This is a genomic window from Natribaculum luteum (assembly GCF_023008545.1).
Lineage (GTDB): Archaea > Halobacteriota > Halobacteria > Halobacteriales > Natrialbaceae > Natribaculum > Natribaculum luteum.
In genome coordinates, this window is the sequence record NZ_CP095397.1 from 406,195 (window position 1) to 421,310 (window position 15,116).

A 15,116-nucleotide genomic window follows, 5' to 3' on the forward strand; every position below is an offset into this window, starting at 1 on the left:
CGATCCTAGTAGGTTATTCCACCAATAAATAGAGACGTCGTTAGTCAATTGTAACTGCACCAACGCCATTATTCCAATATATACGATTATCAAGTATTATTGGTATTTCCGTCCAAATGAGGTATTCCTGGAGTGATTCCTCCGAGACGCAATAGAAGGGAGTGCGGTTCGGTGTAATGTGTCGATCAGTTATTGTCTCCAAAGTTGATTCAGTTGCAGTACCAATTTTGAAGCCTTTCGTCGGATAAGATCGAACTGCAAAATCGAATTTGTCGTCTTCGCGTCGCTCAAGTTCGACGAGCAATGGCGCGCCACCTTCCGACTGTGCAATGTCGGTCGATCCGTCGCCGACGATGAGATACTCCTCGCCGAGTGCCGACTGTTCCCGTGCGATCTCGAGTGCCGCCCGGAGCGGGAATCCGAGGTTCAACAGTCGGGCCATCGTTTCGCCGATCTCGACGGCCTGCTCGTTGACGACGTCGCGTAGGGTGCTTACGCCGCCAAACGCGCCCCGCTTGACGAGTGCGAGTCCCTGTTCGTAAGACTGGCAGGCGTTGAGGAAGAACACGCCGACGTCGACGGACTCGAGCGTGCGAACGTCGAGGTCGCCGTCGGAACACCGAAGTCCGTCGGGTGTCGCGTGTCCGATGTAGTGTAAGAAGTCGTAGCCGCCGTCTGTCAGCAACTCTGCGAGGCGGTCCGTGGTGATGCCGAACTCCGAGTGGACGTCGAACGGGAGTGACTCCCGCTTGCCGTAGGCGTCGTCGAGGAGGTCGTGCTCGCCGAGCATGCGGGCGTCGTTGCAGACGAGCAGGATTTCGATCGACTCGCTGCGCGAGTCTCGAGACAGCTGGTTCTGGTAGGCTTCGATCGTCGCCTTCGACGCGCTCTGTGGGACGTGGTCGCCGAACCAGGCGTGTTCGATCGACTCGTCGGCGACGTCGGGGACGACGAACGCTCGCTCGTCGTCGGAGGGGGCAATTGAAGGGCTGCGACGTGCGCTGGCGGAGCGGACGAAGCTAGCCCCGGGATTCGTGACGTTCGAAACCGCGTCGAGAGACGATCCTCGCGGCTCGCGAACGACGCCGAGTTCGTTGACGACGAACGGGAGCAGTTCGACGCTGTCTGGCTCTGCAGGGACGTGAGCAGTCAGCGGCCAGCGTGGAACGTACTCCTCGATAGACTCGAGAGGTACCTCGAGGTACGACTCGAGTTGTTCGGGCAGCGACGCGGCGTACGTCTCCGCGAGGTCGAACGGCAGGGCATCCTCGAGGACGGCCCGCTCGTGGAGGTCGTACTGGAACAGGCCTTCCGTGCGGACGAGGCAGTCGAGGAAGAAAAACCGCTTGAGCAGGCCGGCGACGACGTCCTCGAGTCGGTCGTCGCCTGCGAGCGGGTACTCGAACTGTGGCGTCTCGAGCGTCGGTTCGACGCCGGGGCGGACGTCGGCGCCAAGGTAGAACGCGAGCGGGGCGACCTGGAACACCGACTGATACGCCGGCGGAACCCGGATCGTGACGTCGGCGTCGGGACGCTCGACGGCGTCCGGAGCCTCGAATTCGTCTCCGAGTTCGATCAGCGGCGGGTGGCCGCGAAGCGTCGGCCAGGTTCGCTCGGGCGTCGTCGTCTTGAGTGCAGACGAGAGGACGGCGATGGCCTCCATCATCGCCTCGGGGTCGGCGGGCGTCGTGATCGTGCCGACGGGTCGTTCGTGCAGCGATCGGGCACCGAGTTCGATCGGGACGACGTCGTCGAACGAGAGGCGAATCGAGTTGAGACCAACCTCGATCGTGCCCGTCGCCTCGACCCGGCAGTAGAGTCGGATCGGGCCGCTCAGGCCGACGAACTGCGTTCCGTCCTCGAGTCGAGCCGTCTCGCCGACGTCGAGGTTCGCCTCGGTTCGGCCGGCATCGTTGTGGAGACTAACCGAATACGTCTGGTCGAACACGAGCGCGCCGGTCTCGACGGTACAGGTCGTGTCGACGGGGAAGCAAAATCGCTCCCCGTCGCCCGTTCGGGGAGCTACCGGCGTCGACGTTCGAACGTGCAGGTGGCGCTGCTCGATCGAGTCGTACACCTCGAGACCAGTCGGATCGGTCGTCCCTTCGAACTCGATTGCCATTCCTCGTCCTCGATAATACAGCTATTGGTCGCACCCGTAAAAAACCAATCGACTGGCTCACCGTCGGCGTCGGGCCGGCGATTAGTGCTCCGTCCGGTCGTCCGTGAGGAGCGTCGCCTCGAGGACCTCGAGTGGGTGTCTGATCTCGTAGCCGGTCCCGTGTTCCATCTGCATTGCGCAGGTGGGACACTCGGTGAGGCCCGTCTCTGCGTCGGCCTGTTCCATGTGCTCGAACATCTCCTCGCCGATCTTCATCGAGGTCTCGTAGTGTTCGCTCTTCCAGCCGTAGGTACCCGAGATGCCAGAACAGGAGTCGCCGACGTCGTGGGCTTCGACACCGTCGATCGCGTCGATGACCTCGAGAGCCTGGCCGTCGAGTCCCTGGTTGCGCGCGTGACAGGGCGCGTGGTAGGCGAGGTCGGGGCCGTCGACGCCGTCGGTCTCGGCGAGTTCGCCCTCGAGGTCCTCGTGGATTCGCAGGTACTCGACGGCGTCGTAGGTGTTCGTCGCGACCGTCTCGGTTCCCTCGAAGTCGAACAGTTCGGGGTACTCCTGGCGCAGCGCCATCGAACAGGAGGTACACGAACAGACGACGTCGTATCCCTCCTCGACGAGTTCGCGGAACGTCTCGACGTTGAACTGTGCGGCCCGGCGGGCGTCGGAGAGCATTCCGTTTGCGAACATCGGCGTGCCCGAACAGCGCTGGTCGGGAACGACGACCTCGTACCCGAACTGTTCGAACACCCGGACCAGCGCCTTCCCGACGTCGGGTGTGTTGTAGTTCGCGTAGTCGCCGTGGAAGTAGGCGACACGTTTCTCGTCGGTCGCGGCGTCCTCGCCCCGTTCCGCTTGCGCGGTTCGCGCGCGCTCTCTCGAGGCAGCGGCGCCGCCCCGGTCTCGCCACCACTCGCGGAAGGTTTCGGTCGCGAACGCCGGGAACGCTCGCTCGCTCGTGATCCCCAGCACGCGCTCGTTGAACCACGTCGTCACCGACAGGCCCGCGACGAAGTTCGTCAGCCGGGGAACCGCGCTCGCGAAGCGAGCCAGTCGTCCGTAGTTCGACAGCAGTCGATTGCGGAGATACTCCCGCGAGAACGCGCTCATCTGCTCGTCGACGTACTCCCCCCGTGCCGTGTTGTGCATCTGCGAGAGTGGCACCTCCGAGGGGCAGGCGTGGTCACAGCGCATGCAGTTCGAGCACTTCATCACCGACGGATCGACGTCGTGGTCGTCCCGCCGCTTGAGTCGCCACTGCTCTGGCCCCTGGAACTTCGGTCCGGGAAACTCGTCGTCGACCTCGGCGACCGGACAGTTGGTGTCGCAGGTCGAGCACTTGTAGCAGTCGTCCGCCCCCGGTCGCAGGTCCATCTCCTCGGCCTCCGGGAACACCTGGATCGGCTCGAACGTCTCCTCTGCTGTCGCGTGATCGTCTGTCGTCGACTGAACCTCGTCTGTCTGTCGTTGGGAATCGCTCATGAGTTCACCTCGGTCGTCTCGAGTTCGTTCGAATCGGTTGCCGCGTCGCCGGCGAGCCGGCCCGCGACGTATCCCGTCGAGAGCGAGACGCCGCTTCCGGACTTCTCGGCGGCGAAGTCGTACCCCCCGAGCACCGCGCCGGCCGCCCGCAGGTTCGTAAACTCCGGTTCGTCGTCGACGGCGAGCGGCCGCAGCTTCCGATCGACCGCGACGCCGAAGCGGGCGAACGGGTGATCGGCGAAGGCGTCGTCTTCGAACCAGTCGTAGCGGTCCGGCGGATGGGCCACCTGACAGCCGAAAATCGGCTCGGACACCGCTTCGCGCGTGGACTCGATGCCTTTCCCGACCAGGCCGCCCGTCGCGAGCACGTACGACGTCGCGCGGTAGGGAACCTCCCGTCCTTTGCGATCGACCAGGACGTGGTCGATCCGGTCGCCGCCCGCATCCGCCTCGTAGTCGACTACTGGTACGCCGGTCGTCACCCGTACGCCGGCGTCCTCGAGCGCGTCGTAGAGCACCTCCTCGAGTCGCATGCCCGGAAGACTCGGCGGTCCCGATGGCATCTCGAAGACGTCGACGCCGAGTCGTTCTTCGAGGTCCGTTCTGACCGCGTCGTGGTGTGCGTCGCCGAGGATCGGCGGGAAGCCGACGCGGGGCTCGTCCTCGAGGTGTGGCCGGACGGCCTCTGCGAGTGCCGCCCGTGCTGGCGCGTCGCCGACCCCGGTGTCGACGGGTTCGTCCCGATCGAGGAGGTGAGCATAGCGCGTAACCTTCGCGTCGTCGCGGCCGACGCCGGGAAACGACAGCGTCACGCCGCGAACCTCGAAGGGGACGCCCACCGCGCGGAGGTGGGCCGCCGACAGCGGTGCGTCGACGTCGGGCAGCGTCTCGAAGCCGACGAGCAGCGCGTCTCGAGGGTCGCTCGCCAGCCCCGCGGCGACGCTCGCCGGGTAGCGCGCCGTGGGCTTGACGGTCCCGCCGCTGGTCGGGACGAGTGCGTTCGCGTCCGTGTGTCTGCCCTCGTAGGCGTCGCCGACGACGGCATCGAAGTAGAGCAGTGCCTCCCGCACCGCGTCCGGCCCGACGCGCTCGTAGGGGTGGCCGGTCGGCAGGTCGGAAAGCGCGTCGAACGGATCGACGAGCGGCCCCTCCCCGTCGGGTGTATATCCGAGAACGTCGATCAGCCCGCTCGCGTGGCGGAGCGTGCTCTGCTTGTACGTGAGCAGGCGAACCCGAACGTCGCGTTCGGCTGCCGAGAGCGCCGCCGTGACGCCAGCGAGCCCGCCACCGATCACGAGGACGTCGTCCTCGATGGCCATCTCAACGCTTCCCTCCTCGAGTCCCGGCGCCACCAGTACGCGGTTCCGACGCCGATCGGGACCCGCCGTCGAACGCGTCGAACTCGATCGGGGAGTCGGTCGTCGCCGGGTCGCGGTCGCGGTTCATCGTCGTCGCGTGCAGCACGTACGTGAGCATCGCTTGCGAGAGCTGTTCTCCCCAGAGGGCGTGGCGTTCGCCTTTCCAGCGCTCCTGAAACAGTTCGTCGAGTGCCGTCCGAACGACCGGTTCGTCGTACGCCGGGTGGAGTTCGTGGGCCATTGCGTGCGCACAGAAGCCGCCCTGGCAGTTGCCCATCGACGCCCGCGTGCGGATGCGGACGGCGTTGAGATCCGATCCCGACTGGGTGATCGCGTCCTGGATCTCCGCGCGCGTCACGCCCTCGCAGGCGCAGACGACCGGGTTCGGCTCGTCCGTCTCGAGCACCTCGCGCGAGCGGCTTCCCAGTCGCTTTTTGCTCCGGCGGGCGATCGGCGACCGGAGCCCGAAGTCGCCCATCGCCTCCTCGAGGACAGCGGGGTTCTCGCTGCCCGGCAGCGGTTCGTCGGCGGTCGAACACGACGCCCGGACGCCGAGTTCGGCACAGACGTGGTCGGCGATCTCCTCGGCCATCAGTCGGTAGGTCGTGAACTTCCCGCCGACGATCGTTGCCATTCCCGAGACGCCGTCGCGCTCGTCGTGGTCGAGCAGGAAGAAGTCGCGCGTGATGTCGGTCGGATCGACCGTCCCAGTTCCCGGGGGTTCGTAGAGTGGACGGACGCCCCAGAACGAGCGGATCGTCCGTGCCTCCCGCAGGATCGGGACGAGTTCCGAGAGCGTGTCGATCATCTGGTCGACCTCCCACTGTTCTTCGGGGTAGTCGTCGGGATCCGAGACCTCCTCGTCGGTCGTCCCGAGGATGGCCGTCGTCTCGTGTGGAACGACGATGTCGGCGTCGCCTTTCGGCCGACAGCGGTTGATCACGGTATCGACCTGTCGGACGTTCATGATCGTCATCACGCCCTTCGAGGGACGGACTTCGACCTCGAGGTTTGCCATCGCGCCGACCTGGCCGGCCCACGCGCCCGTCGCGTTGACGACGTAGTCGGCGGTGATCTCCTCGGTCGTCCCAGGTCTCCGGTGCGTTCGCGTCCCCGGCCCGGAGTCGTGGCGCACCTCGACGCCGTAGACGTCGTCGCCGTCGCGGAGGACGTCGACAACCTCCGCGTGAGTCTCGATGCGCGCGCCGTGGTCCACCGCATCGCGGGCGTTCGCGACGCAGAGCCGAAACGGGTCGACAGCTCCGTCGGGGACCTCGATCGCGCGTTCGACGTCCGCGGCGAGATAGGGTTCGACCTCGCGCGCTTCGCGCCCCGAGAGGACGCGAGCGGGGATGTCACACTCGCGACAGCCACGCAGTTTCTCGCCGAAGTAGTCGTCGGGATCTTCCGGGCGCTTGACGAACAGCCCCCCGGTCTCCTCGACGCAGTGGCCGGCGATTTCTCGAAGCACGCGGTTCTCGGCGATGCACTCTCTCGCGCTGGCCTGGTCGGAGACGGCGTACCGTCCCCCGCTGTGGAGCAGTCCGTGCATCCGGCCGGTGGTTCCGTGGGTGAGGTTGCCCCGTTCTACGAGCGTCACCTCGAGGCCGCGGGTCGCCAGGTCGCGGGCGACGCCACAGCCCGTAGACCCACCGCCGAGCACGAGGACCTCGGTGTCACGTCCCATCGTTCCAGTCGGACGAGGACCGCGGCGACCTTCACTGTGTCGTCGACGATCGGCCGATCACGACAGTTCGTGTCGAAACACCATTATGTCGAAATGTCTACTGATGGTTAGAGAACCGAACTAGAATTTCGAACGTTGCGCCAGTAGGCATATAATTGTATGGGTCCTTTGTTCAGATGCGGTTTGAAGCAGTCGTCTATCGACTGGGTTCGTATGTCCACACGGCGCGAGCGGGCGATGGCCTCCATAGCAACCCACCATCACCCCCGATGGCTCCATCTGCCGACGTCCGCTCGCGCGTGACTGGATCGTGTCAGCCAACACCCGCCGAACTCATACCGACCGATCCCCTGTCGATGGTCGATCGAAAACCGCCCTCACTGCCACCTCATCTTCTCCGTAACTACCGTATCGCCTGATAGCATCTGCTGTACGTCGTTCTGGAGCAGCCGCGGCCGTCCAACAGTCTCCAGAACACCGTTCCAGCAGCCACGATGCAACGCAGTGAGTAGTTGATCTCGAGTCGACGGTGACTCGTCGGCGGCCGTAGACGGCGTGGCAGCAACGCTTATGTCAATCCTGACGCTGGTTCGAAACTAGAACCGAGTCGCGGCGAATACGGCTCTGGAGGCCACGAGCAGTGACAGACACAAGTTACGTCGGTGCGATCGACCAGGGAACGACCGGCACTCGCTTCATGATCTTCGACCACGGCGGACAGGTCGTCTCGAGTGCCTACGAGCGACACGAACAGCACTACCCCGAACCCGGCTGGGTCGAACACGACCCCGTCGAACTCTGGGAGAACACGAAGACCGTCGTCACGACCGCACTCGAGGACGGCGATGTCGATCCCTCCCAGCTCGAGGCGATCGGCGTTACGAACCAGCGCGAGACGACCGTGTTGTGGGATCGCGACTCCGGCAAGCCAGTCTACGACGCCATCGTCTGGCAGGATCGGCGCACGGCCGACCGGATCGAGCAACTCGAGGACGACGGCCTCGCGGAGACGATCCGTGAAAAGACGGGTCTCCAGCCCGACGCCTACTTCTCGGCGACGAAAATCGAGTGGCTCCTCGAGAACGCGGACCCGATCAAACTCGAGCGCACGCGCCCAGAAGACGTCCGCGACCGCGCCGAGGCGGGCGAGCTGTGTTTCGGAACGATCGACAGCTGGCTGATCTACAACCTCACCGGCGAACACGTCACCGAGGTCACGAACGCCTCGCGGACGATGCTGTACGACATCCGCGACTGCGAATGGGACGACGACCTGCTCGCGGAGTTTTCGGTTCCGCGCGCGATCCTCCCGGAGGTCCGTCCCTCGAGCGACGACGCAACCTACGGCTCGACCGACCCGGACGGCTTCCTCGGGGCCGAGGTCCCCGTCGCGGGGGCGCTTGGCGACCAGCAGGCCGCGCTGTTTGGCCAGACCTGCTTCGATCCCGGCGACGCCAAGAACACCTACGGGACGGGCTCGTTTTTCCTGATGAACACCGGCGACGAACCCGTCGCAAGCGAGCACGGCCTGCTGACGACGATCGGCTTCCAGCGCTCCGGCGACCCCGTCCAGTACGCACTCGAGGGCTCTATCTTCGTCACCGGCGCGGCGATCGAGTGGCTCGAGGACGTTTCGCTGATCGACGACCCCGGCGAGACGGCGACGCTGGCCCGGAGCGTCGACTCGACCGACGGTGTCTACGTCGTCCCCGCGTTCACCGGCCTCGGCGCACCCCACTGGGACCAGCGCGCCCGCGGCACGATCGTCGGGATGACTCGCGGCACCCGACGGGAACACCTCGTGCGCGCGACCCTCGAGTCGATCGCCTACCAGACCCGCGACGTTGCCGAGGCGATGGAAGCGGACGCGGGGATCGAGATGCGGTCGCTGAAAGTCGACGGCGGCGCGGTCAAGAACAACTTCCTCTGTCAGCTCCAGGCGGACGTCGTCGGCACGGAGATCGTTCGACCCGTCGTCGACGAGACGACCGCCCTCGGCTCCGCGTACGCTGCCGGTCTCGCCGTCGGCTACTGGGACGACCTCGAGGAACTGCGCGAGAACTGGCGGGTCGACCGGCAGTTTTCTCCCGAGATGGATCGGGAGCGAGCGGACGCGAAGTACGACCGGTGGGGGGACGCACTCGAGTGCGCTCGCGGGTGGACGACCGACGGCGAGTAGCGTCACGCACACCGGTCCGAACAGGGGTCGAACCGACCCACTTAGGGCCGTGAAACCCACACCGAGAGGTATGGCCGACGACCCGCCACTGGTCCTCGACATCGACGGTACGCTGACTCGTCCCGACAGGTGGGGGATCGACCCCCGCGTCTTCGATCCGATCCGCGAGTGGGACGCCCCGATCGTCCTCGCGACGGGGAAGGCGTTCCCCTACCCGGTCGCCCTCTGCCATTTCGTCGGGATTCCGGAACTCGTCGTCGCCGAGAACGGCGGCGTGGTTTACACCGGCGACGACGTCTTCGTCAACGCCGACCGCGAGGCCGCCCAGGCCGTCGTCGACGCCTACGAGGCGGCGGGCCACTCGCTCGGCTGGGGGCCCGAGGACACCGTCAACCGCTGGCGCGAGACCGAGATCGCCGTCGAGATCAGTCAACCCGAGCAGCCGCTTCGCGAGATCGCCGTCGAGTACGGCCTCGAGGTCGTCGACACCGGCTACGCGTTCCACGTCAAGGACCCGTCGGTGAGCAAAGGCGACGGCGTTCGGACGGTCGCCGACGCGGTCGGCATCGACCTCGAGGAGGCGGTCGCCGTCGGCGACTCCGAGAACGACGTCTCGACGTTCGCGGTCGTCGGCCGGAGTTTCGCCGTCGCGAACGCCGACGCGGCGGCGAAGGAGGCGGCAGACGTGGTTCTCGAGGACGCCCACGCCGACGGCACGCTGTCGGTACTCGAACGAGTTCGCGGCGACGCGTGAATCGTCGCCCGCGTTCGACTGCGACGGGAGACACCACACGGCTTTTGTCCGCGCCCCGCCAATCCGGGTCCAACATGAGCGATTCCGCCGACCCTGGAAGCGACGACGGCGGGCCGATGCAGGTCTCGAGTCCGGACTACCACAGCGAGAACCACACGGCGGCCCAGACCTGCGGATGGACCGCGAACGCCCTGCGCGGCGAGGGAAAGTGCTACAAGAACATCTGGTATGGCATCGAGTCTCACCGTTGTATCCAGATGACGCCGGTCGTCCGGTGTAACGAGCGCTGTGTCTTCTGCTGGCGCGACCACAACGGCCACGCCTACGAACTGGATGGTGTCGAGTGGGACGACCCCGAGGCGGTCGTCGACGCCTCGATCGACCTCCAGAAGAAACTGCTGTCGGGCTTTGGCGGCAACGACGAGGTCCCCCGCGAGGTCTTCGAGGAGGCGATGGAACCCCGCCACGTCGCCATCAGCCTCGACGGCGAGCCGTCGCTGTACCCCTACCTGCCCGAACTGATCGAGGCGTTCCACGACCGGGACATCACCACGTTCCTCGTCTCGAACGGCACCCGTCCCGACGTACTCCGTGAGTGTGACCCGACCCAGCTGTACGTCAGCGTCGACGCGCCCGAACGCCACACGTTCGATCGGGTCGTCAAGGCCATGGAGGACGACGCCTGGGAGCACCTCGTCGAGACGATGGACGTCCTCGCCGAGAAAGACGAGACCCGAACGGTGCTGCGAACCACGCTCGTCGACGGCGAGAACATGCACAGCCCCGACTGGTACGCCGCCTTCTACCAGCGGGCCGACCCCGACTTCGTCGAACTCAAAGCCTACATGCACGTCGGCCACTCGCGGGGACGACTCGACCGCTCGTCGATGCCAGACCACGAGGACGTCGTCGCGTTCGCCGAGGCCGTCGGCGAGCACATGCCCGAGCACACCGAACTCAAGGAGGTTCCCGCCTCTCGCGTGGCGCTGCTCTCGAAGACGAGCGACACCTGGGTACCGAAACTGAAGAAAGACAGCGAGTTCTGGGCTCGAGATCGCGTCACGAGCGACTGAGAATGATTGCTGTGACTGGTTGCCGGCGCAACCGCAAGACGGGTCGCGGTTGCGGCGGTAACGACTCACAGCTATCGTTACGGGGACGTCCTCGAGCGGTATCGGCTCGATTCGTACCGCGGAAAACGACGCTCCGACCGGTGGTTTTTTGCCCGGCTGCTTCCTTTCGGGAGACGCGAATAAACGCGCGCCAACTGCATCACAGTTTCGTTATGCGTGCCACATTCGGTATACTTTTACCACGGTAGGCCGAACCGACGAGTATGTCAGTGACAGCGACGTCGGCCGTCGGGTACGACGAACTCGCCGTGCTCAAGTTACTCGCACTCGACGGCGGGCTCTCGGGCGACCTCAAAATTTCCTGTTCTGCGCTCGCAGATCGTCTCGACGTGTCGAATCAGACCGCCTCGAGACGGCTCCAGCGACTCGAGAGCGCTGATTTGCTCGAGCGCGACACGGTCAGCGACGGACAGTGGGTCGCCGTCACGGAAGACGGTGAGCGCGCGCTGCGAGCCGAGTACGAAGACTACCGGCGCATCTTCGAGACCGACGCCGAGGTCGAACTCGAGGGAACCGTCACCGGCGGGATGGGCGAGGGTCGACACTACATCTCGCTGCCGGGGTACAAACGCCAGTTCGAAGACCGCCTCGGGTACGAGCCGTTCCCCGGAACGCTCAACGTCGACCTCCTGGGGGAGAGCATCCGTCGTCGCAGCGCCGTCGACTCGCTCGAGCCGATCCCGATCGACGGCTGGGAAGACGAGGAGCGAACCTACGGCCCCGCCGTCTGTCAGCCGGCGACGATCGAAACCGACGACGGGGAGACCTACGACCGGGCACACACGATCGCCCCGGAGCGAACGCACCACGACGACGACCAGCTCGAGATCATCGCACCGGACAGACTGCGAGACGAACTCGACCTCACGGACGGCGACCACGTTACCATCTATGTCGGAGACAACTGATATGAGCGGCCGATCGACCGGCGTCGCGGCGTTCGACCGCGCGCTCGAGGCACTCGCGGCCGGCGAACCGGTTCTCGTCCACGACGCGGCCGACCGCGAGGGCGAGACGGACCTGATCTACCACGCGGGTGCGGTCACGCCCGACGCCGTCGCCCGCCTGCGAAACGACGCCGGTGGCCTGATCTGCGTCGCGCTCGGCCACGACGTCGCCGAGGCGTTCGACCTGCCGTTCTACACGGAGGAGGTCGACCACCCCGCGACGGGCGACCACGACCTCGGCTACGACGAACGGTCGTCGTTCTCGCTGACCGTCAACCACCGTGAGACGTACACCGGGATCACCGACAACGATCGCTCGCGGACGATCCGCGAACTCGCCGACGCCGCCACGACGCCCGCGGAGACGGAGTTCGCCGCGGAGTTTCGCGTCCCCGGGCACGTCCACATCCTGAAGGGCGCACCGGACCTGCTCACCCAGCGCCGTGGCCACACCGAACTCGGCCTCGCTCTCGCCGAGGCGGCCGACCTCCCGCCGGCCGTCGTCGTCTGCGAGATGCTCGACGACGAGACCGGCGAGGCGCTCTCTCCCGGCGCCGCTCACGCCTACGCCGACCGACACGACCTCACTTACCTCGAGGGCGCGGACGTTCTCGACCGCCTGGGCTGAACACGTCGGTCGTACCAGAAACTGACGTGCAACCGACGGTACCGTACCGTCGGCGGCCCGTCAGGAAGACGCGGAATCGCGAACGTTCATTACGAAGGCATCCGTCACCCCGCTTATGAGCTTCGACGAGATGGATGTCGATACGATCTGGATGGACGGCGAGTTCGTCGACTGGGACGACGCGCAGGTCCACGTCCTCACGCACGGCCTCCACTACGGAACCGGGATTTTCGAGGGAGCACGCTGTTACGACACCGAAGAGGGCCCCGCGCTGTTCCGGTGGGACGAACACCTAGAACGGTTCTACCACTCCGCAAAGCCCTACGAGATGGACATCGGCCACGACGCCGAGGAACTCACCGAGGCGACGATCGAACTCATCCAGCGACAGGATCTCACGTCCTGTTACATCCGGCCGGTCGCGTTCTACGGCTACAACAGCCTCGGCGTGAGTCCCAAGGACTGTCCCACTCGCACCGCGATCGCCGTCTGGCCGTGGGGGGCGTATCTCGGCGAAGAGGCACTCGAGAACGGCATCGACGTGATGATCTCCTCGTGGCGAAAGCACTCCTCGAGCCAGATCCCGACGAACGCGAAGACGACCGGTCTGTACGTCAACAGCATGCTCGCCGGCGAGGAAGCGCGTCGCAACGGCTACGCGGAGGCGATCGTCCTCAACAAGGAAGGCCACGTCGCCGAAGGGCCTGGCGAGAACGTCTTCCTCGTTCGCGACGGCGAAATCTACACGCCGGCCCTCTCGGAGTCGATCCTCGACGGCATCACCCGCGACACCGTCATCGAACTCGCGCGCGATCTCGGCTACACCGTCCACGACAACGTCTCGATCTCGCGGGGCGAGCTCAACACCGCCGACGAACTCTTCTTTACGGGCTCTGCGGCCGAAGTGACACCGATCCGCAAGGTCGACAACGTGGTCGTCGGCGACGGCTCTCGCGGCCCGATCACCGAGGAGATCCAGTCGCGGTTCTTCGAGATCGTCGAGCGGCGGACCGACGAGTACGACGAGTGGTTCACGTACGTCTAGACGGCCGGTACGCGCAGTCTTCGAGATTTTTGATCGACGACTCGAGATGGAGACGTCTTCGCCCGTGGGGCTCGTACGGACTACTGCAAGTCATTTCCGGTGCAACCGCGTCCCGTCGGGCGGTCGCTGCGGAAACGAGGTCCAGCAGACCGTATCAATCGTCGTCGTCGCTCTTGCCGACCGTGCGTTCGTCGACCACGTCGATGGGAATGCCGGCGTCCATGCTTCGCTCGCGTTCCGCGTCGCCGAAGCCGGCGCTGAGGACGCGAGTCAACGCGTCCTCGACGTCCTCGTCGAGTTCGGTGATCTGGTCGGGTTCGACCTCGACGACGTAGCCCGTCGTGATGTTCGGCGACGTCGGCAAGAAGAGGACTTCGCGGCCGTCGGGGGTTGTCTTCCCCGTCTTGAACGCGGTCATGCGAAGCCCCTGCCAGGTTTCGATCTTGACGGGTTTCTGTAACGACTCCTGCTCGCCGAGAGCGGTCTCGGCGGCCATCTTCGAGGCGTTGTAGACGACTCGCAATCCAGGAACGCGATTGGCGATGTCGTCGACGATCCGTTCGAAGAGTCCGCCGACCGTCGTCCGCATGAGGTAGCCGACCGACAGCGAGAGAATGACGAAGACCGTCAGCGTGACGATGACGCGGAGTAACTGTGCGACCTGCTCGCGTGTATTTTCACCTTCGATTAGCGGCTCGAGCGAGTCCGCGTTCAGGATAAGCCCCGGCGTAATCCCGGCGATAATGCCGTAGAGCCAGTAGATGACGTAGAGCGTAATGAGGATCGGGCCGATGACGACGAGCCCGCTCGCGAAGTCCCGCTTCCACGAGGTCATGTCCGTGAACTCTCACCACGGGAATATGAGCCCTTCCCTTCACCGGCCAGCGATGGCTCGCACCGCGAACCACAGATTTTCCTTTCGCTCCATCACCCGCCGGTAGAAGTAGGACTTCCACCGGGTCCCGTACGGGAGGTACTGCCAGACCTCGTACTCCTCGGCCAGGTCGTACTGCGCGTCTTCGCGGACGCCCATCAGCATCTGAATCTCGAAGTCCGTCCCGTACTCGTCGTGCAACGAGATGGCGTGGTCGATCATCTCGGGATCGTGGCTCCCGACGCCGATTCCGCCGTCGTAGTGCTCGAAGGCGTACTCGAGTAACTCCCGATACGCCCGGTTTACCTCCTCTTTGCGCGTGTACGCGACGTCGGCCGGCTCGTCGTACGCCCCCTTGACGAATCGCACCTTGCCGGGGACGTCCGCGAGCCGTTCGACGTCCTCGCGGGTTCGCTTCAGGTTCGCCTGCACGCAGACGCCGACGCCGCCGTCGTGTTTCCGGGCGAGCCGTTCGTACGCGCCGAGGGTCGCGTCGGTCGTCGTGTGGTCTTCCATGTCGATCCAGACGAAGACGTCCCGTTTTGCGCCGTAGTCGACGATTCGCTCGAGGATCTCGCGGAACGCTTCCTCGCCGACCGAGAGGCCGATCTGGGAGGGCTTGACCGAAATGCAGGCCTCGAGTTCCGAGTTCGAGAGGTCGTCGATCAGCGACAGGTACTCGTCGGCGTCGGCCTCGGCGTCCGCGCGGTCGTCGTAGTGCTCGCCGAGGAGGTTGACGATTCCCTCGACGCCCCGGTCGTTCAACCGCCGGACGTGCTCGAGGGCGACCGCCGGGGACTCGCCTGCGACGAATCGGCTCGCGATGGGCGGGATCATACGTCCTCGTTCGACCGCCAGTGGTAAGGTTGTTAGTGATTCACGCGAGGCGAATCGTCTCCGCCGGCGCGACGCG

The 15,116-nt window shown here is 65.4% G+C and carries 12 protein-coding genes; 6 read left to right on the top strand and 6 right to left on the bottom strand.

Annotated elements, in window-relative coordinates; translation table 11 throughout:
- Positions 1-40: 40 nt before the first annotated feature.
- The 4 genes from MU558_RS02150 to glpA all read right to left on the bottom strand — a co-directional run bounded on the left by MU558_RS02150 (position 41) and on the right by glpA (position 6,643).
- The gene (locus MU558_RS02150; RefSeq protein WP_246971572.1) at positions 41-2,122 is read right to left on the bottom strand and encodes a hypothetical protein; all 2,082 of its coding nucleotides are present in this window, start codon (positions 2,120-2,122) and stop codon (positions 41-43) included.
- 81 nt (positions 2,123-2,203) lie between these two features.
- The gene (locus MU558_RS02155) at positions 2,204-3,598 is read right to left on the bottom strand and encodes an anaerobic glycerol-3-phosphate dehydrogenase subunit C (protein ID WP_246971574.1); all 1,395 of its coding nucleotides are present in this window, start codon (positions 3,596-3,598) and stop codon (positions 2,204-2,206) included.
- Positions 3,595-4,917 carry a glycerol-3-phosphate dehydrogenase subunit GlpB gene (gene glpB, locus MU558_RS02160; protein ID WP_246975075.1) on the bottom strand — a complete coding sequence of 441 codons (1,323 nt, stop codon included), beginning with the start codon at positions 4,915-4,917 and terminating at the stop codon, positions 3,595-3,597. The genes MU558_RS02155 and glpB overlap by 4 nt, the downstream gene beginning before the upstream one ends.
- A 1-nt stretch (position 4,918) precedes the next feature.
- Positions 4,919-6,643, bottom strand: a complete 1,725-nt coding sequence (gene glpA, locus MU558_RS02165; RefSeq protein WP_246971577.1) for an anaerobic glycerol-3-phosphate dehydrogenase subunit GlpA — start codon at positions 6,641-6,643, stop codon at positions 4,919-4,921.
- 640 nt (positions 6,644-7,283) lie between these two features.
- Here glpA and glpK point away from each other — a divergent pair.
- The 6 genes from glpK to MU558_RS02195 all read left to right on the top strand — a co-directional run bounded on the left by glpK (position 7,284) and on the right by MU558_RS02195 (position 13,329).
- Complete coding sequence (gene glpK / locus MU558_RS02170; RefSeq protein WP_246971579.1) at positions 7,284-8,822, top strand: glycerol kinase GlpK; 1,539 nt, start codon at positions 7,284-7,286, stop codon at positions 8,820-8,822.
- 70 nt (positions 8,823-8,892) lie between these two features.
- The gene (locus MU558_RS02175; RefSeq protein ID WP_246971581.1) at positions 8,893-9,576 is read left to right on the top strand and encodes a phosphoglycolate phosphatase; all 684 of its coding nucleotides are present in this window, start codon (positions 8,893-8,895) and stop codon (positions 9,574-9,576) included.
- 74 nt (positions 9,577-9,650) lie between these two features.
- Positions 9,651-10,649 carry a 4-demethylwyosine synthase TYW1 gene (gene twy1 / locus MU558_RS02180; RefSeq protein WP_246971583.1) on the top strand — a complete coding sequence of 333 codons (999 nt, stop codon included), beginning with the start codon at positions 9,651-9,653 and terminating at the stop codon, positions 10,647-10,649.
- A 263-nt stretch (positions 10,650-10,912) separates the two neighbouring features.
- Entirely contained in the window at positions 10,913-11,617 is a 705-nt protein-coding gene (locus MU558_RS02185) for a CTP-dependent riboflavin kinase (RefSeq protein WP_246971585.1), read from the top strand.
- Position 11,618: 1 nt separating this feature from the next.
- The gene (ribB, locus tag MU558_RS02190; RefSeq protein ID WP_246971587.1) at positions 11,619-12,284 is read left to right on the top strand and encodes a 3,4-dihydroxy-2-butanone-4-phosphate synthase; all 666 of its coding nucleotides are present in this window, start codon (positions 11,619-11,621) and stop codon (positions 12,282-12,284) included.
- A 115-nt stretch (positions 12,285-12,399) separates the two neighbouring features.
- On the top strand, positions 12,400-13,329 hold the full coding sequence (locus tag MU558_RS02195) for a branched-chain amino acid transaminase (protein WP_246971588.1): 930 nt from the start codon (positions 12,400-12,402) through the stop codon (positions 13,327-13,329).
- Between the two features lie 154 nt (positions 13,330-13,483).
- Here the strand turns inward: MU558_RS02195 and MU558_RS02200 are convergent, their stop codons facing one another.
- Together MU558_RS02200 and MU558_RS02205 are read right to left on the bottom strand one after the other, a co-directional pair.
- Entirely contained in the window at positions 13,484-14,164 is a 681-nt protein-coding gene (locus MU558_RS02200; protein ID WP_246971590.1) for a DUF502 domain-containing protein, read from the bottom strand.
- 39 nt (positions 14,165-14,203) lie between these two features.
- Positions 14,204-15,040: a proline dehydrogenase family protein gene (locus tag MU558_RS02205; protein ID WP_246971592.1), complete on the bottom strand. Its 837-nt coding sequence runs from the start codon at positions 15,038-15,040 to the stop codon at positions 14,204-14,206.
- Positions 15,041-15,116 lie beyond the last annotated feature (76 nt).